The organism is Azotobacter beijerinckii, from assembly GCF_900110885.1.
Classification (GTDB): domain Bacteria; phylum Pseudomonadota; class Gammaproteobacteria; order Pseudomonadales; family Pseudomonadaceae; genus Azotobacter; species Azotobacter beijerinckii.
The window spans coordinates 75,421-97,314 of the sequence record NZ_FOFJ01000015.1; the positions used below are offsets into that span (position 1 = coordinate 75,421).

The window sequence follows — 21,894 nt, forward strand, 5'->3', positions numbered from 1 at the left end:
ACTGCTGCGGGAGTGGCGCCGCCATCGTCGCGATGGCGGGCGGAGGGTCAGATCGGTGGGATGGCCAAGTCCAGGCGGGGATAGTTCTCTTCGCTGTCACCGTCGCCTCTGGGCGGCATGTGGTAGCTGTTGGCGATCCGTTCGCCCTGCATCGACTCGAGGTGGATGTCGAAGCCCCACAGCCGGTGCAGGTGCTTGAGAACGTCCTCGGTGGAGTCGCTGAGCGGTTTGCGGTCGTGCTGCTGGTGGCGCAGGGTCAGCGAGCGGTCGCCGCGGCGGTCGACGTTCCAGATCTGCACGTTCGGTTCGCGGTTGCCCAGGTTGTACTGGGCGGCGAGCAGTTCGCGCACGGTGCGGTAGCCGTTGTCGTCGTGGATGGCGGAAACCAGCAGTTCGTCCTTCTGGTCGTCGTCGACGATGCTGAACAGCTTGAGATCGCGGATCACCTTGGGCGAGAGGAACTGCAGGATGAAGCTCTCGTCCTTGAAGCTCTGCATGGCGAACTTCAGGGTGCTCAGCCAGTCGCTGCCGGCGATGTCGGGGAACCAGCGCTTGTCCTCCTCGGTCGGGTTTTCGCAGATCCGCCGGATGTCGCGGTACATGGCGAAACCCAGCGCATAGGGGTTGATGCCGCTGTAGTAGGGGCTGTCGAACGGCGGCTGGTAGACCACGCTGGTGTGCGACTGGAGGAACTCCATCATGAAGCCGTCGGTGACCAGCCCCTCGTCGTAGAGGTCGTTGAGCAGGGTGTAGTGCCAGAAGGTCGCCCAGCCCTCGTTCATCACCTGGGTCTGGCGCTGCGGATAGAAGTACTGGGCGATCTTGCGGACGATGCGCACGACCTCGCGCTGCCAGGGTTCGAGCAGCGGCGCGTGCTTCTCGATGAAGTAGAGGATGTTCTCCTGGGGTTCGGCGGGCCAGCGCGAGCGATCCTGTTCGCCGCCTTTCCCGGAGGCCTTGGGAATGGTCCGCCAGAGGTCGTTGATCTGCCGCTGCAGGTGCTCCTCTCGATCCTTCTGGCGGCGCCGTTCCTCCTCGGCGGAGATCGGATAGGGGCGCTTGTAGCGGTCGACGCCGTAGTTCATCAGGGCGTGGCAGGAGTCCAGCAACTCCTCCACCGCGTCGATGCCGTGGCGCTCCTCGCACTGCATGATGTACTGCTTGGCGAACACCAGGTAGTCGACGATCGAGCTGGCATCGGTCCAGGTACGGAACAGGTAGTTGCCCTTGAAGAAGCTGTTGTGCCCATAGCAGGCGTGGGCGATCACCAGTGCCTGCATGCACATGGTGTTCTCTTCCATCAGATAGGCGATGCACGGATCGGAGTTGATCACGATCTCGTAGGCTAGGCCCATCTGCCCGCGCTTGTAGCCTTTCTCGGTGGCGAGGAAATGCTTGCCGTACGACCAGTGGTGATAGCCGATCGGCATGCCCACCGAGGCGTAGGCATCCATCATCTGCTCGGCGGTGATCACCTCGATCTGGTTGGGATAGGTGTCGAGCGCGTAGCGTTCGGCGATGCGGCCGATTTCCTTGTCGTAGGCTTGGACCAGTTCGAAGCTCCACTCCGAGCCGGTGGAAATCGGCTGGCCCTTTCTCTCTCTGGGGGTCATGACACTAGCCTCCGCTGGAAGAGTTCGCGGAACACCGGATAGATATCGGCGGCCGACACTATCTGCTGCTGGGCGAAGGAGTCGGGGAACGCCTCGCGGACGTTCTCGTATTCGTACCACAGCGCCTGGTGTTCCCGCGGGGTGATCTCGACGTAGCTGTAGTACTGCACGAAGGGCATGATCTGCTTGATCAGGATATCCCGGCAGACCGGCGAATCGTCGTTCCAGTTGTCGCCGTCCGAGGCTTGGGCGGCGTAGATGTTCCACTCGTTGACCGGGTAGCGCTCGGCCATCACCTCCTGCATCAGCTTGAGGGCGCTGGAGACGATGGTGCCGCCGGTTTCCCGGGAATAGAAGAATTCCTCCTCGTCCACTTCCTTGGCGCTGGTGTGGTGACGGATGAACACCACGTCGATCTTGTCGTAGCTGCGCTTGAGGAACAGGTAGAGCAGGATGAAGAAGCGCTTGGCAATGTCCTTGGTCGCCTGGGTCATGGAGCCGGAGACGTCCATCAGGCAGAACATCACTGCCTTGGAGCTGGGGTTGGGCTGCTTGACCAGCAGGTTGTACTTGAGGTCGAAGGTGTCGAGGAAAGGCACCCGCTCGATACGCATACGCAGGCGGGAGATTTCCGCCTCCAGTTTCTGGATGTCGCCGAAGTTGTCCGGCTCCTCGATCTTCAGCCGCTCCAGTTCGGCCCTGGCCTCGCGCAGCTTGGCGCGGCTGTTGCCGGACAGGGCGATGCGCCGGGCATGGGCCGAGCGCAGGGTGCGGACGATGTTGATCCGTGAGGGGTTGCCCTCACTGCTGATCCCGGCGCGGACCGACTTGAAGGTGTCGGCGCCGGTGATGTGGCGCTTGACCAGGTTGGGCAGCTCGAGATCCTCGAACATGAAGTCGAGGAACTCTTCCTGGGTGATCTGGAAGACGAAGTCGTCCATGCCGTCGCCGCTGTTGCTGGGCTTGCCGGCACCGCTGCCGCCGCCCCCGCCGCCGGACGGGCGCGGAATGCGCTCGCCGGTGGTGAATTCCTTGTTGCCCGGATGGATGATGGTCTGCTTGCCGCCGCGCCCGTGGTGCAGCACGGGCTCGTCGATGTCGCGGCCGGGAATGCTGATCTGTTCGCCGTGCTCCATGTCGGTGATGGAGCGGCGGCTGACGGCCTCCTCCACCGCCTTCTTGATGTGATCACGGTAACGCCGCAGAAAGCGCTGGCGGTTCACCGTGCTCTTGTTCTTGCCGTTCAGGCGTCGGTCGATCACATAACTCATAGGCCCCTCCGGGGAGCTGCCAGCCCCGAGCCGCAAGCTGCAAGCGGAGCCGAGCTCAGGGGCTTGCTTCCGCTTGCAGCTTGAAGCGTGTGGCTTGCGGCTGGATTACTGCGATTTCCGGACCCGCAGGTACCACTCGGAGAGCAGCCTGACCTGCTTCTCGGTGTAGCCGCGTTCGACCATGCGTGTGACGAAGTCGTTGTGCTTCTGCTGGTCTTCCTTGCTCGCCTTGGCGTTGAAGCTGATGACCGGCAGCAGGTCCTCGGTGTTGGAGAACATCTTCTTCTCGATCACCACGCGCAGCTTCTCGTAGCTCAGCCAGCTCGGGTTCTTGCCGTTGTTGTTGGCGCGGGCGCGCAGCACGAAGTTGACGATCTCGTTGCGGAAGTCCTTCGGGTTGCTGATGCCGGCCGGCTTCTCGATCTTCTCCAGCTCCTCGTTGAGGGCCATGCGGTTGAGGATCTCGCCGGTTTCCGGGTCGCGGTATTCCTGGTCCTGGATCCAGAAGTCGGCGTACAGCACGTAGCGGTCAAAGATGTTCTGCCCGTACTCGCTATAGGACTCGAGGTAGGCGGTCTGAATCTCCTTGCCGATAAAGTCGATGTAGCGCGGCGCCAGGTATTCCTTGAGGTAGCGCAGGTAGCGCTCGCGCACCTCCGGCGGGAACTGTTCCTGCTCGATCTGCTGCTCCAGCACGTAGAGCAGGTGCACCGGGTTGGCGGCGATTTCGTTGGGGTCGAAGTTGAACACCTTGGAGAGGATCTTGAAGGCGAAGCGGGTCGACAGGCCGTTCATGCCCTCGTCCACCCCGGCGTTGTCGCGGTACTCCTGGATCGACTTGGCCTTGGGATCGGTGTCCTTGAGATTTTCGCCGTCATAGACGCGCATCTTCGAGTAGATGTTCGAGTTTTCCGGCTCCTTCAGACGCGAGAGCACGGAGAACTGGGCCAGCATCTTCAGGGTGTCCGGCGCGCAGTGGGCCTTGGCCAGCGAGCTGTGGGTCAGCAGCTTGTCGTAGATCTTGATCTCGTCGGCAACGCGCAGGCAGTAGGGCACCTTGACGATGTAGATACGGTCGATGAAGGCCTCGTTGTTCTTGTTGTTGCGGAAGCTGTGCCACTCGGACTCGTTGGAGTGGGCGAGGATGATGCCGGTGTAGGGAATCGCGCCGAGGCCTTCGGTGCTGTTGTAGTTGCCTTCCTGGGTGGCGGTCAGCAGCGGATGCAGCACCTTGATAGGTGCCTTGAACATCTCGACGAACTCCATCAGACCCTGGTTGGCACGGCACAGCGCGCCGGAATAGCTGTAGGCGTCGGCGTCGTTCTGCGGGAATTCCTCCAGCTTGCGGATGTCGACCTTGCCGACCAGCGCGGAGATGTCCTGGTTGTTCTCGTCGCCCGGCTCGGTCTTGGCCACCCCGACCAGGTTGAGGATCGAGGGATACAGCTTGACCACCCGGAACTGGCTGATGTCGCCGCCGAACTCGTTGAGCCGCTTGGTTGCCCAGGGCGACATGATGGTGGAGAGGTAGCGGCGCGGAATGCCGAAATCCTCTTCGAGGATCTCGCCGTCCTCGGCGGCATTGAACAGCCCCAGGGGGGATTCGAACACCGGGGAGCCCTTGATCGCGTAGAAGGGCACCCTTTCGATCAACTGTTTGAGCTTCTCCGCCAGGGAGGATTTGCCGCCGCCGACCGGACCCAGGAGGTAGAGGATCTGCTTCTTCTCTTCCAGGCCCTGGGCCGCATGGCGGAAGTAGGAGACGATCTGCTCGATGCAGTCTTCCATGCCGTGGAAGTCGGCGAAGGCGGGGTAGCGGCGGATGACCTTGTTGGAGAAGATCCGCGACAGCCGCGGGTCGACGGAGGTGTCCAGCAACTCCGGCTCGCCGATCGCCATCAGCATCCGTTCGGCTGCGGTGGCATAGGTGCTGCGGTCCTGCTTGCACAGTTCGAGGTACTCCTGGAGGGAGTACTCTTCCTGACGCGTCGTCTCATAGCGTTGTTGAAAGTGGCTGAAGATACTCATGTCGTCACCTCGTTCGATGCCCGGAGCCGGCTTTGGTTTTAGCACTTGGGTGTTGGCGGTTCGCTGACGCGGGTCAGCCGATGAATCCCCCATGCCCGAAGGTCGTTGCCTTGAAGTGTAGTAGCAAGCCGTGTGCCGGCTTTGCCCAGATGTGGATGGCGTAAGAACAAGAGTAGTTCGGTATCGACAGTAGCACGGTTGCGCGGGGAGATGACAAGAGGGGGAGTTGCGGTTGCCGGGACACTGCGGAGGACGGTCTGGCGGAGCGGAAAAGTGGCTGATTTACGGCGCAAAAGAGCACCGCCCGACCCGTCTGGCGGGCCGAGAAAGCCGGCTCGGTCTAGCTCAGGCGGGGCTCAGGGCTGGTCCGTCTCGCCTTGCGCGACCTCGTCGGGGAAGGTGGCGCGCCACAGCTCGAAGCCGCCATCCAGGCTGTAGACCTCGGCGAAGCCCTGCTCGGCCAGGTAGGCCGCAGCGCCCTGGCTGGAGTTGCCGTGGTAGCAGGCGACGATCAGCGGTTGCTCGAAATCCGCTTGGGCCATGAAGTCGGCGAGGGAGTGGTTGTCCAAATGGTATGCGCCGGCGATATGGCTCAGGGCATAGCTCTGCGGGTCGCGGATGTCCACCACCACCGCACCCTGGGTACGCAGGAGCTGGGCCTCTTGGGGCGGGATACGACGGAATTCGCTCATGGATGCACCTCGATGGCTGGAGCGGGTCGCTCGTCAATGCTGAGAAACTACCCGATCCGTGGCCGTCCCACTAGATAGGAGCACCTTTGGCACTGTTGCAGGCGCAGCGGTGACGCTCGTCGGTGTCCACGTTGAGCAGGGTCAGGGTCCCGCCCCAGACGCAGCCGGTGTCCAGGGCGATCACCCCGGGCGTGTCGCAGCGGCCTTCCAGGGCGGCCCAGTGGCCGAAGAGGATCTTCTGCCCGCGGGTCTTGCGTCCGGGGTGGCTGAACCAGGGGGCGAAGCCCGCCGGTGCGGTGCCCAGGCCTTCCTTGCTCTTCAGGTCGAGGGTGCCGTCGGGGGTGCAGAAACGCATCCGCGTGAAGTAGTTGGTGATTGTCCGCAGGCGCGCCACGCCGCGCAGCCGGCCGTTCCAGCGCAGCGGTTCGTTGCCGTACATGCCGTCGAGAAATTGCGGTAGCCGGGCGTCGTCCTGGAGGGCTTCCTCGACTTCCCCGGCCAGGCGCAGCGCTTTCTTCAGCGACCACTGCGGCGGGATGCCGGCATGCACCAGGGCGATGCCCCGCTCGCCATCGTGGTGCAGCAGCTTCTGCTGGCGCAGCCAGTCGAGCAGCACGTCGCGATCGGGGGCCTCGAGGATTTCCCGCAGTGTGTCGCTCTTCTTCAGGCGTTCGATGTCGTGCGCCACGGCCAGCAGGTGCAGGTCGTGGTTGCCCAGCACACAGGTCACCGCGTCGCGCATGGCATAGAGAAAGCGCAGGCTCTCCAGCGACTGCGGGCCGCGGTTGACCAGGTCGCCGGTCAGCCACAGGCGATCCCGGGCCGGATCGAAGGCGACCCGCTCGAGCAGGCACTTGAGAGGTTCCAGGCAGCCCTGCAGGTCTCCGGTCGCATACAACGCCATCAGTGCAGGGCTCCGGGCACGGCCAGGCGGAACGGCTGGATCGACGCATCGAAATGGTGCCCGTCCTCGGCGAGCATCTGGTAGCTGCCCTGCATGGTGCCGACCTGGGTGGCGAGCAGCGTGCCGCTGTCGTAGTTGTGGCTTTGCCCCGGGCCGAGCAGCGGTTGCATGCCGATCACGCCGGGACCGCGGACCTCCTGGACATGGCCGTCGCCGTCGGTGATCAGCCAGTGACGCGAGAGCAACTGGGCCGGCAGCGTGCCGTTGTTGCGGATGGTCACGCTGTAGGCGAAGGCATAGCGGTTCTCTTCCGGCTGCGACTGCTCCGGCAGGTAACGGGTCTCGACGCTGACGTCGATCTGATAGCGGGGATCTGACATGCGTTGGCTCTGTTGGCGGATGGCTGAACGGGGTTTGAGCTTACGTGAGCGGGCGGTGTTCCTTCTCCCGTTCATGCAGGCGGTCGGCCAGACGGACGAAGGCGGCCAGGTCCAGCTGCTCGGGGCGCAGGCTGCCGTCGACACCGGCGGCCTCGATGTCCGCGGCGTCGAGCAGGCCCTTGAGGGTGTTGCGCAGGGTCTTGCGGCGCTGGTTGAAGGCCTCGCGGACGATCCGCTCGAGCTGCGCCGGGTCCTGCGCCGGGTGCGGCAGGGTGGCGTGGGGGACCAGGCGGACGATCGCCGAGTCGACCTTCGGCGGCGGGTTGAAGGCGCCGGGGCCGACGTTGAACAGGTGCTCCACCCGGCAGTGGTACTGGACCATGATCGACAGCCGTCCCCAGTCGCCGCCGCCCGGCTCGGCGGCCAGGCGTTCGACCACCTCCTTCTGCAGCATGAAGTGCATGTCGTGGATCAGTCCGGCATGTTCGAGCAGGTGGAAGATCAACGGGGTGGAGATGTTGTAGGGGAGGTTGCCGACGATGCGCAGACTGTGCGGTTTGCTGCACAACTGGGCGAAATCGAACTTCATGGCATCGCCCTGGTGCAGGTGGAAGCATGGGTCGAGGCCGAACTTCATCTTGAGCAGGGGGATCAGGTCGAGGTCGAGCTCGACGACGTCGAGGCGCGCACCACTGCCGAGCAGCCCCTCGGTCAGCGCACCCTGGCCCGGGCCGATTTCGACCAGATGCTCGCCGGCGCGGGGATGGATGGCGCGCAGGATGCGGTGGATCACCCCGGCATCGTGCAGGAAGTTCTGGCCGAAGCGCTTGCGCGCGCGGTGCTGGTACAGCTCGGACATGGGACGGCTCCAAGCTTCAAGCCACAAGCTCAAAGCGAATGCAAAAAGATGCAGTTTAGCAGTGAGGTGGCCGCACGCTTCAAGCCGTACGCGGCAGGAAAAGCCCGAAAGGCTGCGGCGCCTCTCGCTTCAGCCGACCTGCGGGCGGCCGGCGGCCATCTGGTAGGCGGTTTCCAGCGCCACCTGCAGGCTGCCGGTATCGACCCGGCCGCTGCCGGCCAGCTCCAGCGCGGTGCCGTGATCGACCGAGGTGCGCACGATCGGCAGACCGAGGGTGACGTTGACCGCGGCGCCGAAGCCCTTGTACTTGAGCACCGGCAGTCCTTGGTCGTGGTACATCGCCAGCACCGCGTCGCAGTGCTCGAGGTGTTTGGGGGTGAACAGGGTATCGGCCGGCAGCGGGCCGACCAACTGCAGGCCTTCGCTGCGCAGACGCTTCAGGGTGGGCTCGATCACCTCGAGTTCCTCGCGGCCCAGGTGGCCGCCCTCGCCGGCGTGCGGATTCAGGCCGCAGACCAAGATGCGCGGGCGGGCGATGCCGAACTTGCCGACCAGGTCGTCGTGCAAGATGCGCGTCACCCGCTCCAGACGCTCGGCGGTGATGGCGTCGGCCACCGCGCGCAGCGGCAGGTGGGTGGTGACCAGGGCCACGCGCAGGCCGGCGGTGGCGAGCATCATCACCACCTGTTCGGTGCCGGTCAGTTCGGCGAGGAATTCGGTATGGCCGGAAAAGGGGATGCCGGCTTCGTTGATCACGCCCTTGTGCACCGGCGCGGTGATCATGCCGGCGAAGTCGCCGGCGAGGCAGCCCTGGCCGGCGCGGTTCAGGGTCTCCAGGACATAGGCGGCGTTCGCCGGATCGAGCCGTCCGGTCTGCACCGCGGCGCGCAGCGGAGTGTCCCAGACGTACAGGCGACCGGCCGCGGCGGGGGTGCTCGGCCAGGCGTCCGGCGTGACGGGGAGGAGCTCGATGTGCAGGCCCAACTGGCTGGCGCGCTCCGCGAGCAGCGCGCGGCTGGCGACGGCGACCAGCACTTGGGGCTGGGCCTGGCGGGCCAGCAGCAGGCACAGGTCGGGACCGATGCCGGCCGGCTCGCCAGGGGTGAGGGCGAAGCGGCGCGGGCTCACAGCTTGGTTTCCACGTAAGCCTCGTCGCGGATCTGGCGCAGCCAGGACTGCAGCTCCTCGTCGTACTTGCGGTTGCGCAGCATGTTGAGCGCCTGCTGTTCGCGGACCTGGGTGCTGCTGTCGGTGGCGCGGCGGCCGAGTACTTCCAGCACGTGCCAGCCGAACGGGGTCTTGAACGGCCGCGACAGCTGCCCGGCAGGGGTGTTGGCCATCACCTCGCGGAACTCCGGAACCAGGGCGTTCGGATCGATCCAGTTGAGGTCCCCGCCGTTCAGCGCCGAACCCGGATCTTCCGAGAAGCTCTTCGCCAGCTCGGCGAAGTCCTCGCCGTTCTGGATGCGTTCGTAGATACGCTCGATCAGCGCCCGGACCTCGGCTTCGCTGCGGATCTCGCTCGGCTTGATCAGGATGTGGCGAACGTGGACCTCGTCGCGGACCTGGTGAGCGCTGCCGCCGCGCTTTTCGAGCAGCTTGATGATGATATAGCCGCCCGGGGTACGCACCGGTTCGGTCACCCCGCCGACCGACAGCCGGCTGACCAGACCGTCGAACGGCGGCGGCAGCTGGGCCGCCTTGCGCCAGCCGATCTCGCCGCCTTCCAGCGCGGTTTCGCCGGCCGAGCGGGCGATCGCCAACTGGGCGAAGTCGGTGCCGGCGCGCAGCTGCCGGTAGATCTCCAGTACATCCCGCTCGGCGGCCTGGATCATCTCGGGTGAGGCGCCGTCGGGCAGCGGAATGGTGATGTTGGCCAGGCGAAACTCTTCCGACAGCTGCAGCTTGCCGAGGTCCGAGGCGAGGAAGTTCTGCACCTCGTGGTCGCTGATCTGGATACGGTCGGCCACCACGCGCTGGCGGACGCGGCTGATGATCATCTCGCGGCGCACCTGCTCGCGGGCATCGTCGAAGGACAGGCCGTCGCGGGCCAGGGCGGCCTTGAACTGCTCGAGGGTCAAGCCGTTGCGCTGGGCGATGGTCGACATCGCCTGGCTGAGTTCTTCGTCGCCGATGCGGATGCCGGCGCGCTCGCCCATCTGCAGCTGGATGTTTTCCAGGATCAGGCGCTCCATCACCTGCGCGTTGAGCTGCTCCCGCGGCGGCAACTGGGCGCCACGCTTGGAGATGGTCTGCTCGACCTCGTGCAGGCGCTGGTCGAGCTGGCTCTGCATGATCACGTCGTTGTCGACGATGGCGACGACGCGGTCCAGCGGCCGCACCTCGGCATGCACCGCGCTGCCGAGCAGCAGGGTGGACAGCAGCAGCGGGCGCAGGTGCTTAGTTATCTTTTTGGTACTCTTCACGTTCGGTGTACCCTTCGATGCCTTGGCTGAGGAACGCGTCCACCTTGCTGCCGGCCACGCCGCCGAGGCCTTTGAACACGACCTGGAAGAAGATGCCCTGGTCGGCCTGGTCGTTCTTGTTCGGGTTGAGGTTGTCCTCGTTGTAGCCGATCCAGTAACGCTCGATCACGCGCAATTTCCAGCAGCAGCTGTCGTACTCGAAGCCGCCAAAGGCATCCAGGGTGCGGCTGCGGCTGTAGTCGTACTGCCAGCGGGCGATGGCGCTCCACTGCGGAACGAGCGGCCAGATGGTCGAGAAGTCGTGCTGCTTGATCTTGTAGTAGTCCTTGATGTAGTTGGGGTCGCCCGGTTTGCCGAAGTCGGTGCTGTAGTCCCAGGTGCCGTTGGCCTGGTTGTAGCGCATCACGTCCTTGCGATAGCGATAGCCCAGGTTGACGATCTTGCTCGGATTGTCGGCCGGCTGGTAGTGGAACATCGCGTTGCCCGAGCGGGTTTCGTGGGCGTCCGGGTCCCAGTTGAACGCGGAGGTCAGGCGCCAGTCGTGGTTGAAGCGGTACAGGTACTCCAGGGCGTAGGGCGAAATCCCGGACTTGGAGTCGTCGCGCGTCTTGTAGTCCACGCGCGGCATCTGCACCCGGCGATCCTTGAAGTAGATGGTCTGGCCGAAACTGACGCGCTGGCGCTCGAAGCCGTTGTTCTCGATCAGGCTGCTGGTCACGCCGAGCGACAGCTGGTTGGCGTCGCCGATGCGGTCCTTGCCGGTGAAGCGGTTGTCGCGCCACAGCGAGGCATAGCTGAAGACGTGCTCGCCGGTGTCGAACACCGGGATGTCCTTCTGGTTGCGGTACGGCACATAGAGGTAGTACATCCGCGGTTCCAGGGTCTGGCGGAAACCCTTGCCGAACCAGTTGACGTTGCGGTCGAAGTAGAGGCTGCCGTCCAGGCTGGCGATCGGCACGGTGCGGTCCGGGGTGTCGTCGTAGTGCTCGCCGGCAGCGGCCATCTCCTGCTTGCCCTTGCTGTCCAGGCTCAGGTCGTAGCGGGTGTGGGCGACCTTGACCGAGGGCTTGAGATAGCCCCAGGTCCACTCCAGCGGCAGGCTGACGCCGGGCTCCAGATGGATGCGGTCGCCGTCGGCGCGGTCCAGGCCGGTGATGTTCTCGTCATACCAGGGCTGCGGGTTGCCGCTCTGGTTGATGAAGTTGCCGCGGCGCAGGCTGCGCTCGAACTTGACGTACTCGGTGCCGTAGGTGAAGTGCAGGCCTTGCGGCTGATACGGCAGGAAGCCGTCGAGACTGACCTGCGGCAGGCGGTCGTAGGGCGTGGTGTCGCTGATCGTGCTGCGTTCGAGGGCCTGGACGTTGAGGCGCGCGGTGAAGGTGTCGCCACGCCAGGTCAGGGTGCCGCGCTGGTTGAGGAAGTCCGGCTGGCGGATGCCCAGGCTTGTCTGCATGTCCTGGAAATAGTAGGGGTCGCTGATGTCGGTGTAGTCGACCTCGGTCAGCAGGCGCGAATTCAGCCCGCCGGTGTGCTGCCAGTTGTACATCCAGCGCTGCTTCTGGTACTCCGACTGCTGCTTGCGCTCGTTGTCGCTGTCGTCCAGGTAGCCTCCGCCGACCTGGCCCTCGCTGGTCTTGGTCAGGTAGCGCACTTCGCCCTCCATCAACAGGCCGCGGTCGGCCATGTAGGTCGGGTAGAGGGTCGCGTCGTAGTTCGGCGCCAGGTTGAAGTAGTAGGGCGTCTGCAGGGCAAGGCCGCTGCCCGAGCTGCCGAAGCTCGGCATCAGGAAGCCGGACTGGCGGCGATCGTCGATCGGGAAGCGGATGTACGGGGTGTAGAAGACCGGCAGGTCGCGCATCCGTAGCGTCACGTGGGTGGCGTTGCCGACCCCGGTGGCCGGGTCCAGCGTGATGTTCTTGCCCTTCAGGGTCCAGGTGTTGCTGCCCGGCTCGCAGGTGGTGTAGGTGCCGTCCTTGAGGCGGATGATCGCGGTTTCCTCGCGCTTGGCGGTGAGCGCGCTGCCGCGGACGTGGCCGCGATGCATGACGTACTCGGCGTTGTCCACCTGCGCCTCGCCGTTGTCCAGCAGGATCTCGGCGCGGTCGCCGACGACCAGTACGCCCTCGTCACGCAGCCTGACGTTGCCGGACACCTCGCCCTTGTTCTCCAGCTGATAGAGGCGCGCCTCGTCGGACTCCACCTGCATGCCGCCCCGGCGCAGGACCACGTCGCCGGCGATCGCCGCGACCTGCTTGTCCTGGTCGTAGCGCGAGGCCTTGGCGGAGACGTAGGTCGGCGCTTCGCGCATCGGCGTCTTGTCGTCCATCCCCACGCGGGGCGGCTCGACGTAGGCGCCGGCGCAGTAGGGGCCGGTTTCCGCCAGTTGTGCCGGGGTGAGCTTCTCCCGCGGCACCCAGTCCAGGTGGCTGTAGTCGCTGCTGCGCGAGGCCAGGGCAAAGCCTTCGCTCTTGGTGACCAGGGTCGCCGCGGCTCCTTCCTGGGCCTCCTGGGCGGAAGCGGCCTGTCCGCCGGCCATGGCGGCGGCCTCGTGCGGGCGCGGTGGCCGGGGTTTGGCAGCGCTCTTCGGCGCGCAGTTCCAGCCGCCGGTGGCCGAGGCCTGGCAGTCGAACTGGTCGGCGGCGAGCAGGCGGGCCGAACCCAGGACCAACAGGCTGCCGGTGACCAGAAGGGGAAACTTTCGGCGGAACAACGAGCGGGGAGGAGTGAGGGCCATCTGAGTTTATGTCCGGGCTTCCTGTGCGCCAACCGCCGGTGCGGCACGGCCTTCGATAGGCTGGAGTAAGATCGGCCATAATAAAGCAATGCGTCTGGCAACGGCTAGGTCCGTAGGAGTAGGGGGTAGTAGATGTCTGTGGATGGTCGATTGGAAAACCTCGAGCGCTGGCTGGAGCGCTGTCTGCCGGCGCTGTTTACCGAGCGCGGCTGGGGAGTGCCGGGGCCGGCGAGCCTGACGCCGGCGAGCAGCGACGCCAGTTTCCGGCGCTATTTTCGCTGGCAGGATGGCGAGCGCAGCCTGATCGCGATGGATGCGCCGCCGCCCCAGGAGAACTGCCGGCCGTTCGTCAAGGTCGCCGAGCTGCTCGCCGCCGCCGGCGTGAACGTGCCGGAAATTCTGGCCGCCGATCTCGAGCAGGGCTTCCTGCTGCTGACCGACCTCGGTCGGCAGACCTATCTGGAGGTGATCGACGAAAACAACGCCGACGCCCTCTTCGAGGACGCCCTCAAGGCCCTGCTGGCCTTCCAGCAGTTGCCGCTGGACGGTGGCCTGCCGAGCTACGACGACGCCCTGCTGCGCCGCGAGCTGCAGCTGTTTCCCGACTGGTACCTGCAGCGCCATCTCGGCATAGCGCTCGAAGGCGCGCAACTGGCCGCCTGGCAGCGAGTCTGCGACCTGCTGGTGGACAGCGCCCTGGCGCAGCCCAAGGTGCTGGTGCACCGCGACTACATGCCGCGCAACCTGATGCTCAGCGAGCCCAACCCGGGCGTGCTGGACTTCCAGGACGCGGTCTACGGCCCGGTCACCTACGACGTCACCTGTCTGTTCAAGGATGCCTTCCTCAGCTGGCCGCCGGCGCGTGTCGACGCCTGGCTGGAGCGCTACTGGCGGATGGCCGGGGAGGCCGGCATCCCGGTGCAGGCCGGGTTCGAGGACTTCCTGCGCGCCAGCGACCTGATGGGCGTGCAGCGCCACCTCAAGGTGATCGGCATCTTCGCGCGGATCTGTCACCGCGACGGCAAGCCCAAGTACCTGACCGACGTGCCGCGCTTCTTCGGCTACATCGAGACGGTGCTGGCGCGCCGGCCGGAACTGGCCGAACTCGGCACGCTGCTCGCCGGCCTGCCCGGGGAGCGCGCGCCATGAAGGCGATGATCCTCGCGGCTGGCAAGGGCGAGCGCCTGCGCCCCCTGACCCTGCACACTCCCAAGCCGCTGGTGCGCGCCGGCGGCGTGCCGCTGATCGAATACCACGTGCGCGCGCTGGTCGCCGCGGGGTTTCGCGAGCTGGTGATCAACCACGCCTGGCTCGGCACGCAGATCGAGGCCTACTTGGGCGATGGCGCGCGCTTCGGCGCGAGCATCGCCTATTCGGCCGAGGGCGAGCCGCTGGAGACCGGCGGCGGCATCCACCGCGCCCTGCCGCTGCTCGGCGAGGCGCCCTTCCTGCTGGTCAACGGCGACATCTGGACCGACTACGCCTTCGCCGGCCTGCGCCGTGTCCCCGCGTCCCTGGCCCATCTGGTGCTGGTGGACAACCCGGCGCACCACCCGCAGGGCGACTTCTGCCTGCGGGACGGCTGGGTCAGCGCCCGCGGCGAACGGCCCGGACTGACCTACAGCGGCATCGCCGTGCTCGACCCGGCGCTGTTTGCCGGCTGCCGGCCGGGAGCCTTCAAGCTGGCGCCGCTGCTGCTCGCCGCGATGGCCGAGGGACGGGTCGGCGGCGAGCACTTTCGCGGGCACTGGGTGGACGTCGGCACCCACGAACGCCTCGCCGAGGTCGAGCGGTTGCTGGCGGAGCCGCGCTGAGGATGGTCTGGCCGTTCGCCCTGCTGGGCGCCCTGGCCGGCCTGTTGCTGGCCGGCTTGAGCGGTGCCGCGCTCGGTGGCCTGCTCGGCCTGCTGCTCGACCGTCGGCTGAAGCTGCGTTCCTGGCGGCAGTTGGCCGAGCGCCTGGGGTTGCGTCGGGCACCGGACGACCACGAGCTGCTCTTCCACCTGCTCGGTCGTCTGGCCCGGCGCGAGGGGCCGGTGCAGGAAACCCATCTGCGCCAGGCCTGTCGCGAGATGGGCGAACTCGGCCTGGACGCCCGCGCGCGGCAGGCCGCCAGCCGGATCTTCGCCCACGGCATGCTCGGCGTCGACGGGCTGCGCCGTTCGCTGCAGCGCCTGAGCGGCCAGGCCGAGCGCGTCGAGCGCCTGCTGCGCGCCTGCTGGCGGATGGCCTGGGCCGACGGCCGGGTGACGCCTGCCGAGCGCGAGCTGATGCTGCTCTGGGGACGCTGGCTGGGGCGCAGCAGCGCCCAGGTCGAGGCGCTCGGCCGCGATTGCGCGCCCCTGCCGGCACCGCCCGCCGCCGACGACTACCGAGAGGCTCTGCGTCTGCTCGGCATCCACGCCGACAGCGACCCGGCGACCATCAAGCGCGCCTACCGCCGGCTGCTCAGCCGGCACCACCCGGACAAGCTGGCCGGCGCCGGGGCGAGCCCGGCGCGGCTGCATGCCGCCACCGCGCGGACCCGCGAGCTGCACGAGGCCTATCGGCTGGTCCGCGACCGCCACGGATTCCGCTAGGGGATAGTCCTGCCGGCCCCGGCGGGCCCACTGCGGGACGGCCGCGCCGTGCGACCAGCGCGGGCGCATCATTATTGCTGGACTGGCTCGCCCAGCAGGCTTTCCACGGCATGGACCGCCGCCCGGGCGCAGAGCACGTCCTCCTGCTCGGAGGCTCCCGACACGCCGATAGCCCCCACGGTCACGCCGTGCTGCAGGAACGGTTCTCCACCGCCGAACAGGGCGATGCGCGGCTGGAGCGGCAGTCCCTGGCGGACCGCCGCCGAGCGGCTTTCCAGGCGAGCCTCCCAGGCGCTGGTGGAGAAGCCGAAACCGACCGCCGTCAGGGCCTTGTTCAAGGCGATGTCGCGGCTCTGCAGCGTCGCGCCGTCCATGTGCGCCAGGTGAATCAGGTGGCCTGCCGCATCGACCACGGAGACGCTGACCCGGACCGACAGTTCGGCAGCCTTGTCCAGCGCCGCCTGTAAGGCCTGCATGGCCAGCGGCAGGGTAACCGTGCCGACCTGGCGCAGGTAACGGGAGTTGCCATTCGTGGTGTGGCTATCGGAACGCTTCACAATCGAACCTCGGTGTAAATGAAATGGTCGGTGGCCGTCGCCGTGGGGCATCCCACGGCGAGGCGTTCGGAACGTGCGGGCTTTTGCTCAGAACGGCACCGCCCTCGCGTGTGTCGCATCCTGCGGGTCGTCCAGGTCGCGGTTGCGCGTTTCCGGCATCTTGAAGGTCGTGTAGATCGTCGCCAGGGTCAGCAGCGCCAGGTAGCAGGCAATCGGAAACCAGGCGCCGACGGCGGCCTGCGGGTCGTCGGGGTTCATCGAGACGACCACCGCGATGATCGCCGCCCCGACCATGGGCGCGATGCCGCCGGCAATGGCGGCGGAGGCTTCCCGGGCGAGAGATACCCCCATGTAGCGATGGCGGGCGCCGAACAGTTCCGGCATGAGCGCGGCCTGCGTGCCGAACATCCCCCAGGTGCCGATCCCGAGCGCGATGGCGATGGCGATCACGCTGGCGACGACGTTGCCCAGGCTCAGGATCCACCAGACCGGAAACGCCAGCAGCAGCTGGAGGATCGCGAAACCGCGGTACACGACGACGCGCCCGAACGCGTCGCTCAACTTTCCGGCGATCGGTACGGTGCAGGCGCCGACGAGGGCCGCACAGATCAGGGTGATCACGCCGACCGGTCCCTTGAGGCCGATGACCCCGACGATGAAGCTGACGGCGAGCGCCTGGTAGATGGAGGAGCCGCCATTTTCCGCGAGCCGCAGTCCGACGCCGATGAGCAGCGTGCGCCTGGAGTCCTTGAGGACGCTTTTCAGCGGGTTGTCGGAGGTCCGCTTGTGCGCCTGCATCCTGATGAAGGTCGGCGACTCTTTCAGCCGCAGGCGCATGTAGAGGCCGACGCCAATGATGATGACGCTGAGGAGGAACGGCACCCGCCAGAGCCAGGTCTCCGTGATGCGGGCCGGGTCGCTGACCATCAAGAGGTAAACCGCCGCGGCGAGCAGCGTGCCGATCTGGATGCCCAGGAACGGCAGGGCCGCGTAGAAGCCCCGCCGACCCGCTGGCGCGTACTCGGTCATCATGACGGCGGCGCCGGCCTGTTCGGCCCCGGCGCCGAGCCCCTGGAGCAGCCGCAGCACGACGAGCAGTACCGGCGCCAGATAGCCCGCCGTCTGGAAGGTCGGCAGGGCGCCGATCAGCGCGCTCGACACGCCCATCAGCAGGACGGTGGCGGAGAGCACGAACTTGCGTCCCAGGCGGTCGCCGAGCAGGCCGAACAGGATGCCGCCGAGCGGCCGTATGGCAAATCCCAGGAAGTAGGTGCCGAAGCTCGCGATCAGGCGCATCTCCGGGGTTTGCTCGGGAAAGAACAGCGGACCGAAGATGAGTGCCGAGGCCAGGGTATACAGCGCGAAGTCGTAGTATTCGAGGGCGCTGCCGAGCGAGCAGGCCCAGGCGGCGCGCCGCAGGTCCCGTGCCGGGATCGCGTCGCCGTGGTGTGCCGCGCCGTCCGTGGCCGGTCGCTCGTCGTCGAGCGCTAGCGGATTGACTGTTGTTGGAGTTGTAGTCGTCATGGTGTTTCCTCGGGGTGCCTTGGCGGATCTTGTTGTGGGCTTACAGGTGCAGGCGCTCGATCTCGTGCAGCATCGCGCGCTCCATCACGTCGATGGGCGCGTCGTGGCCGGTGTAAAGCTCGATTTGCCGGCAGGCCTGGTGCACGAGCATGCGGGTGCCGGCGACGGTCGCGCAGCCCAACTGCCGGGCCTGTCGCAGGAGCGCCGTTTCGACCGGAAGGAACGCCACGTCCATCACGATCAGGTGGGGGGCCAGCCGGCCGTCCAAGGGGTTCACGTCGGGCTGCTTGAAGCCGGCCGAGGTCGCGTTGATGACGATGTCGAAGGCCTGGGCCTCGAAGTCGTCGAGCGACCCGCCGAAATCGACGCCCAGCGCGTCGGCGAGCGCCTTGCCGCGTTCCGCGCTGCGATTGAAGACCTTTACCCGGGCGCCGGCCTGCCGGCAGCCGTAGACGACCGCCTTCGCCGCGCCGCCGGCACCGATGACCGCGACGCGCTTGCCGGCCGGATGGATCGCTTCCCGCAAGGCCCGTACCGCACCCAGGTAGTCGGTGTTGTAGCCGGTCAGCACGCCGTCCCGGTTGTCGATCGTGTTGACCGCACCGATCGCCCGGGCCGACGCGTCGATGGCGTCGAGGTAGGGCATCACTGCCGATTTGTACGGCATGGAGACGTTCATCCCGCGCACGCCCAGGGTCCGTATCGCCTGGACGGCGTTGCGCGGGTCCTCGACGCCGAAACACACGAAGGTGTAGTCGAGGCCGAGTGCCCGGTAGGCGGCGTTGTGGATCTTCTCGCCCAGTGAGAAGGGTTCTCCCATGATCGAGCCGCACAGGGTGGGAATGGAGCGGGGCATGGTGCTTTCCTTTGGTGATGGAGCCGGTTTGTCGAGGGGTGAAGGGCGCCCGCGGCCGGCCCTGTTCGCCGACCGGCCTGGCGAGCCTGTCCTGGTGGGGGCGTGCCGTTGTCGGGGGCTCTAGACGACGCTGGTCAGTCCGCCGTCCACATAGAGCATCTGGCCGTTGACGAAGTCCGAGGCCGCCGAGGCGAGGAACACCGCGGCTCCGCACAGCTCCTCCGGCTTTCCCCAGCGGCCGGCCGGCGTGCGCTGGCATAGCCACGCGGAGAAGTCCTCATCGTCGAGCAGCGCGCGGTTGAGTTCGGTCTGGAAGTACCCCGGGGCCAGCCCGTTGGCCTGGATGCCGTAGCGGGCCCAGTCCGCGCACATGCCGCGGGTGAGCATGCGCAGCGCGCCCTTGGTGGCGGCGTAGGGGGCGATCGAGGGCCGGGCCAGCTCGCACTGCACGGAACCGATGTTGATGATCTTGCCGCGCCGCCGCTCGATCATGCGGCGGGCGACGGCCTGGGAGACGTGGAAGACGCCGTCGAGATTGGTGCGCACGAGGTCGTGCCACTGCTCGGAGCCGAATTCCTCCAGCGGCGCGCGGTGCTGGATGCCAGCGTTGTTGACCAGGATGTCGATGGGGCCGAGGCGCTCCTCCAGGTCGGCGATGGCGGTCCGGACCTGCGCGCCGTCGGTGACGTCGAAGACCGCGAATTCCGCCGCGAAACCCTCCTCGCGCAACGCCTGGCAGGCCGCCCGGCTCCGTTCGACCGCTCGCCCGTTGAGCACCACCGCCGCGCCGGCCTGTGCCAGGCCGCGCGCCAGTTCCAGGCCGATCCCCCGGCAGGAGCCGGTTATCAGGGCTTGCCGGCCGTCGAGGCGAAATCGATCATCTCGATTTATCATGGATAGCTCCTGGTGAAAGGCGGCTCGTTGGGAGTGTTCTCTGCGTTGCGTACCACTTCACCGCAGCTTGCACGGCGCGTCCAATTGTCGTTGCTGATGCTGTTATCAGGATTCATGATCAGCACCAACAGCCGCTTCGCAGGAAAAGAAAACCCATGGAACTCAAGCATTTGCGTGCCTTCATCGTGCTCGCGGAGGAGCTTCACTTCGGCCGGGCGGCGCAGCGCCTGTCGATCGTGCAGCCGGCGCTCAGCATGCAGATCAAGGCACTGGAGGAGGAGTTGGGGGTGCGGCTGTTCGACCGGGACCGGCATGCCGTCGCGCTCAGCGAGGTGGGGCGGATCTTTCTCCCGGAAGCGCGGGCGGCGCTGCATCAGTCGGCGCGTGCGGTGGATATCGCCAAGGCCTCGGGGCGAGGTGAAATCGGCCGGATACGGATCGCCTTCGTCTCCTCCGTGCTGCCCAACGTGCTGCCGACGCTGATTCGCACCCTGCATGTCCGCTTTCCCCGAATCGAGTTCGAACTCAAGGACTTGCCCACTCCCGACCAGTTGGCGGGACTGCGCAACGGGCTGTTCGACTTCGGCCTGGTCCGCCTGCCGATCCTCGGCGCCGGGATCAGGACGCAGGTCGTCCTGCGCGAGTCCTTCGTGGTCGCCCTGCCGGCCGATCATGCGCTGGCGGCGCGTGCCGCGCTGCAGCCGGCCGACCTGGCGGAGGCTCCGCTGTTTCTCCTGGCCCGGCGCTATGCGCCCGGTTTCTACAACGAACTCGTCGCGGCGCTGGACCGGCACGCGGTGGCCTTGCAGATCGCCGCCGAACTCGGCGAGTTCACCACCATGCTGGCGCTGGTCTCGGCGGGCCTCGGGGTGGGACTGCTGCCCTCCGAGGCGGCGCTGGCGCTGCCGCCGAAGGTCGTGGCCAGACCGCTCGAGCTGGGTGGCCATCGGGCGGCAATCGGCCTGGCCTGGACGGAGCTGGACACGCCCATCAAGAACACCGTGTTCGGCCTGTTGCAGGAACTCTTTCCCGACCGGCCCCTGTGATACCGGCCCTGTCGTTCCCTGGCTCCGGGGGCGCCGCCGCGATGGCCTTCTGCCCGGGCAAGGCGGCAACGCAGTCGTGGAAACAATCGGTGGCAGGCCCTAGAGTGGCAAAAGGAAGGCCGACCGGGCGCCCGCGCCTGCCGCCGGCGCCCGATTCTCCTTGAGCGAAGCGCCGCCGCGCGGCCAGAGAGGACCCCATGAGCAGGACCAACGAATCCCTGATGCAACGCCGGATCGCCGCGGTGCCGCGCGGCGTCGGGCAGATCCACCCGATCTTCGCCGAGCAGGCGCGCAACTGCAGCGTGGTCGACGTGGAAGGGCGCGAGTACATAGACTTCGCCGGCGGCATCGCCGTGCTCAACACCGGCCACCTGCATCCGAAGATCGTCGCGGCGGTGGAGGCGCAGCTGCACAAGCTGTCGCACACCTGCTTCCAGGTGCTCGCCTACGAGCCCTACGTCGAACTCTGCGAGCAGCTCAACGCGCGCGTGCCGGGCGACTTCGCGAAGAAGACCCTGCTGGTCACCACCGGCTCGGAAGCGGTGGAGAACGCGGTGAAGATCGCCCGCGCCGCCACCGGGCGCACCGGGGTGATCGCCTTCACCAGCGCCTACCACGGGCGGACCCTGATGACCCTGGCGCTGACCGGCAAGAAGGTCCCCTACGCCGCCGGCATGGGCCTGCTGCCGGGCGGGGTGTTCCGCGCCCGCTACCCGAGCGCGCTGCACGGCGTCGAGGTGGCCGAGGCGCTGGCCAGCGTCGAGCGGATCTTCAAGAACGACGCCGAGCCGCGCGACATCGCCGCGATCGTCGTCGAGCCGGTGCAGGGCGAGGGCGGCTTCAACGTCGCCCCGCCGGAGTTCATGCGCGGCCTGCGCTCGATCTGCGACCGCCACGGCATCCTGCTGATCGCCGACGAGGTGCAGACCGGCGCCGGGCGCACCGGGACTTTCTTCGCCATGGAGCAGATGGGCGTGGCCGCCGACCTCACCGCCTTCGCCAAGTCCATCGCCGGCGGCTTCCCGCTGGCCGGGGTGTGCGGCAAGGCCGAATACATGGACGCCATCGCCCCCGGCGGCCTCGGAGGCACCTATGCCGGCAGTCCGCTGGCCTGCGCCGCGGCGCTGGCGGTGCTTGAGGTGTTCGAGGAGGAGCGCCTGCTCGAGCGCGCCCGCGCGATCGGCACGCGGCTGACCGAGGGGCTCTGGGCGCTCCAGGCCCGCCACCCGTCGATCGCCGAGGTGCGCGGCCTCGGCGCCATGGTCGCGGTGGAGCTGTGCGAGGGCGGCGATGTCGAGAAGCCGGCCAGCGCGCTGACCGGGCAGATCGTCGCCCGGGCCCGCGACAAGGGCCTGATCCTGCTGTCCTGCGGCACCTACGGCAACGTGCTGCGCTTTCTGATGCCGCTGACCGTGCCGGACGAACTGCTCGACCGCGGCCTGGCGATCCTCGCCGAGTGCTTCGACGAGCTGGACTGAGCCGGGGCAGGGCGGAGCGCCGCCCTTGCCGCACCGGCGGCGAAGCGGGAAACT

Annotated in this window: 19 protein-coding genes; 5 read left to right on the plus strand and 14 right to left on the minus strand. The window is 67.0% G+C overall.

Going from position 1 to position 21,894, the window contains the following annotated elements:
• Positions 1-47 precede the first annotated feature (47 nt).
• The 10 genes from BMY22_RS10100 to BMY22_RS10145 all read right to left on the minus strand — a co-directional run bounded on the left by BMY22_RS10100 (position 48) and on the right by BMY22_RS10145 (position 12,907).
• Complete coding sequence (locus BMY22_RS10100) at positions 48-1,613, minus strand: SpoVR family protein (RefSeq protein WP_090621667.1); 1,566 nt, start codon at positions 1,611-1,613, stop codon at positions 48-50.
• Positions 1,610-2,884 carry a YeaH/YhbH family protein gene (locus BMY22_RS10105; RefSeq protein WP_090621668.1) on the minus strand — a complete coding sequence of 425 codons (1,275 nt, stop codon included), beginning with the start codon at positions 2,882-2,884 and terminating at the stop codon, positions 1,610-1,612. Before BMY22_RS10105 ends, BMY22_RS10100 begins: the two co-directional genes overlap by 4 nt.
• A gap of 105 nt (positions 2,885-2,989) precedes the next feature.
• The gene (locus BMY22_RS10110; RefSeq protein ID WP_090621670.1) at positions 2,990-4,912 is read right to left on the minus strand and encodes a PrkA family serine protein kinase; all 1,923 of its coding nucleotides are present in this window, start codon (positions 4,910-4,912) and stop codon (positions 2,990-2,992) included.
• A 356-nt stretch (positions 4,913-5,268) separates the two neighbouring features.
• Complete coding sequence (gene glpE / locus BMY22_RS10115; protein WP_090621672.1) at positions 5,269-5,604, minus strand: thiosulfate sulfurtransferase GlpE; 336 nt, start codon at positions 5,602-5,604, stop codon at positions 5,269-5,271.
• A 70-nt stretch (positions 5,605-5,674) separates the two neighbouring features.
• A complete protein-coding gene (locus tag BMY22_RS10120; protein WP_090621673.1) occupies positions 5,675-6,508 on the minus strand; it encodes a symmetrical bis(5'-nucleosyl)-tetraphosphatase in 834 nt (277 codons plus the stop codon).
• Positions 6,508-6,888, minus strand: a complete 381-nt coding sequence (gene apaG, locus BMY22_RS10125; RefSeq protein ID WP_090621675.1) for a Co2+/Mg2+ efflux protein ApaG — start codon at positions 6,886-6,888, stop codon at positions 6,508-6,510. The genes BMY22_RS10120 and apaG overlap by 1 nt, the downstream gene beginning before the upstream one ends.
• A gap of 40 nt (positions 6,889-6,928) precedes the next feature.
• Entirely contained in the window at positions 6,929-7,747 is an 819-nt protein-coding gene (gene rsmA, locus BMY22_RS10130) for a 16S rRNA (adenine(1518)-N(6)/adenine(1519)-N(6))-dimethyltransferase RsmA (RefSeq protein WP_090621677.1), read from the minus strand.
• Between the two features lie 129 nt (positions 7,748-7,876).
• Positions 7,877-8,875, minus strand: coding sequence for a 4-hydroxythreonine-4-phosphate dehydrogenase PdxA (gene pdxA / locus BMY22_RS10135; RefSeq protein ID WP_090621679.1), 999 nt, complete (start codon positions 8,873-8,875; stop codon positions 7,877-7,879).
• Positions 8,872-10,173 (minus strand): peptidylprolyl isomerase, encoded by a 1,302-nt coding sequence (locus BMY22_RS10140; protein WP_090621680.1) that lies wholly within the window; start codon positions 10,171-10,173, stop codon positions 8,872-8,874. The genes pdxA and BMY22_RS10140 overlap by 4 nt, the downstream gene beginning before the upstream one ends.
• Complete coding sequence (locus tag BMY22_RS10145; protein WP_090621682.1) at positions 10,148-12,907, minus strand: LPS-assembly protein LptD; 2,760 nt, start codon at positions 12,905-12,907, stop codon at positions 10,148-10,150. The genes BMY22_RS10140 and BMY22_RS10145 overlap by 26 nt, the downstream gene beginning before the upstream one ends.
• A 132-nt stretch (positions 12,908-13,039) precedes the next feature.
• On the opposite strand from BMY22_RS10145, the gene BMY22_RS10150 reads away from it, so the two are divergent.
• The 3 genes from BMY22_RS10150 to BMY22_RS10160 are packed head-to-tail and all read left to right on the plus strand — an operon-like array spanning position 13,040 to position 15,485.
• Positions 13,040-14,056 carry an aminoglycoside phosphotransferase family protein gene (locus BMY22_RS10150; protein ID WP_090621683.1) on the plus strand — a complete coding sequence of 339 codons (1,017 nt, stop codon included), beginning with the start codon at positions 13,040-13,042 and terminating at the stop codon, positions 14,054-14,056.
• Positions 14,053-14,721, plus strand: coding sequence for an N-acetylmuramate alpha-1-phosphate uridylyltransferase MurU (murU, locus tag BMY22_RS10155; RefSeq protein WP_090621685.1), 669 nt, complete (start codon positions 14,053-14,055; stop codon positions 14,719-14,721). Before BMY22_RS10150 ends, murU begins: the two co-directional genes overlap by 4 nt.
• A gap of 2 nt (positions 14,722-14,723) precedes the next feature.
• Positions 14,724-15,485, plus strand: a complete 762-nt coding sequence (locus BMY22_RS10160; protein WP_090621687.1) for a DnaJ domain-containing protein — start codon at positions 14,724-14,726, stop codon at positions 15,483-15,485.
• 71 nt (positions 15,486-15,556) lie between these two features.
• On the opposite strand, the gene BMY22_RS10165 is transcribed toward BMY22_RS10160, so the two are convergent.
• The 4 genes from BMY22_RS10165 to BMY22_RS10180 form a co-directional block, all read right to left on the minus strand.
• On the minus strand, positions 15,557-15,997 hold the full coding sequence (locus BMY22_RS10165) for a GlcG/HbpS family heme-binding protein (protein WP_425265969.1): 441 nt from the start codon (positions 15,995-15,997) through the stop codon (positions 15,557-15,559).
• 132 nt (positions 15,998-16,129) lie between these two features.
• Entirely contained in the window at positions 16,130-17,566 is a 1,437-nt protein-coding gene (locus BMY22_RS10170) for an MFS transporter (RefSeq protein ID WP_090621690.1), read from the minus strand.
• 40 nt (positions 17,567-17,606) lie between these two features.
• Complete coding sequence (gene aroE / locus BMY22_RS10175) at positions 17,607-18,422, minus strand: shikimate dehydrogenase (protein ID WP_090621692.1); 816 nt, start codon at positions 18,420-18,422, stop codon at positions 17,607-17,609.
• Between the two features lie 120 nt (positions 18,423-18,542).
• Positions 18,543-19,316: an SDR family NAD(P)-dependent oxidoreductase gene (locus tag BMY22_RS10180; protein ID WP_090621693.1), complete on the minus strand. Its 774-nt coding sequence runs from the start codon at positions 19,314-19,316 to the stop codon at positions 18,543-18,545.
• A gap of 155 nt (positions 19,317-19,471) precedes the next feature.
• On the opposite strand from BMY22_RS10180, the gene BMY22_RS10185 reads away from it, so the two are divergent.
• Positions 19,472-20,362 (plus strand): LysR family transcriptional regulator, encoded by an 891-nt coding sequence (locus BMY22_RS10185; protein ID WP_090621695.1) that lies wholly within the window; start codon positions 19,472-19,474, stop codon positions 20,360-20,362.
• Positions 20,363-20,559: 197 nt separating this feature from the next.
• On the plus strand, positions 20,560-21,840 hold the full coding sequence (gabT, locus tag BMY22_RS10190; protein ID WP_090621696.1) for a 4-aminobutyrate--2-oxoglutarate transaminase: 1,281 nt from the start codon (positions 20,560-20,562) through the stop codon (positions 21,838-21,840).
• Positions 21,841-21,894: the final 54 nt, after the last annotated feature.

Coding starts and splice junctions, on each gene's coding strand:
- aroE (WP_090621692.1), bottom strand. CDS start 18,422: ATGCCCCGCTCCATTCCCACCCTGTGCGGCTCGATCATGGGAGAACCC.
- BMY22_RS10150 (WP_090621683.1), top strand. CDS start 13,040: ATGTCTGTGGATGGTCGATTGGAAAACCTCGAGCGCTGGCTGGAGCGC.
- BMY22_RS10185 (WP_090621695.1), top strand. CDS start 19,472: ATGGAACTCAAGCATTTGCGTGCCTTCATCGTGCTCGCGGAGGAGCTT.
- gabT (WP_090621696.1), top strand. CDS start 20,560: ATGAGCAGGACCAACGAATCCCTGATGCAACGCCGGATCGCCGCGGTG.
- murU (WP_090621685.1), top strand. CDS start 14,053: ATGAAGGCGATGATCCTCGCGGCTGGCAAGGGCGAGCGCCTGCGCCCC.
- glpE (WP_090621672.1), bottom strand. CDS start 5,604: ATGAGCGAATTCCGTCGTATCCCGCCCCAAGAGGCCCAGCTCCTGCGT.
- BMY22_RS10110 (WP_090621670.1), bottom strand. CDS start 4,912: ATGAGTATCTTCAGCCACTTTCAACAACGCTATGAGACGACGCGTCAG.
- BMY22_RS10100 (WP_090621667.1), bottom strand. CDS start 1,613: ATGACCCCCAGAGAGAGAAAGGGCCAGCCGATTTCCACCGGCTCGGAG.
- BMY22_RS10120 (WP_090621673.1), bottom strand. CDS start 6,508: ATGGCGTTGTATGCGACCGGAGACCTGCAGGGCTGCCTGGAACCTCTC.
- rsmA (WP_090621677.1), bottom strand. CDS start 7,747: ATGTCCGAGCTGTACCAGCACCGCGCGCGCAAGCGCTTCGGCCAGAAC.
- BMY22_RS10145 (WP_090621682.1), bottom strand. CDS start 12,907: ATGGCCCTCACTCCTCCCCGCTCGTTGTTCCGCCGAAAGTTTCCCCTT.
- BMY22_RS10180 (WP_090621693.1), bottom strand. CDS start 19,316: ATGATAAATCGAGATGATCGATTTCGCCTCGACGGCCGGCAAGCCCTG.
- apaG (WP_090621675.1), bottom strand. CDS start 6,888: ATGTCAGATCCCCGCTATCAGATCGACGTCAGCGTCGAGACCCGTTAC.
- BMY22_RS10105 (WP_090621668.1), bottom strand. CDS start 2,884: ATGAGTTATGTGATCGACCGACGCCTGAACGGCAAGAACAAGAGCACG.
- BMY22_RS10170 (WP_090621690.1), bottom strand. CDS start 17,566: ATGACGACTACAACTCCAACAACAGTCAATCCGCTAGCGCTCGACGAC.
- BMY22_RS10160 (WP_090621687.1), top strand. CDS start 14,724: ATGGTCTGGCCGTTCGCCCTGCTGGGCGCCCTGGCCGGCCTGTTGCTG.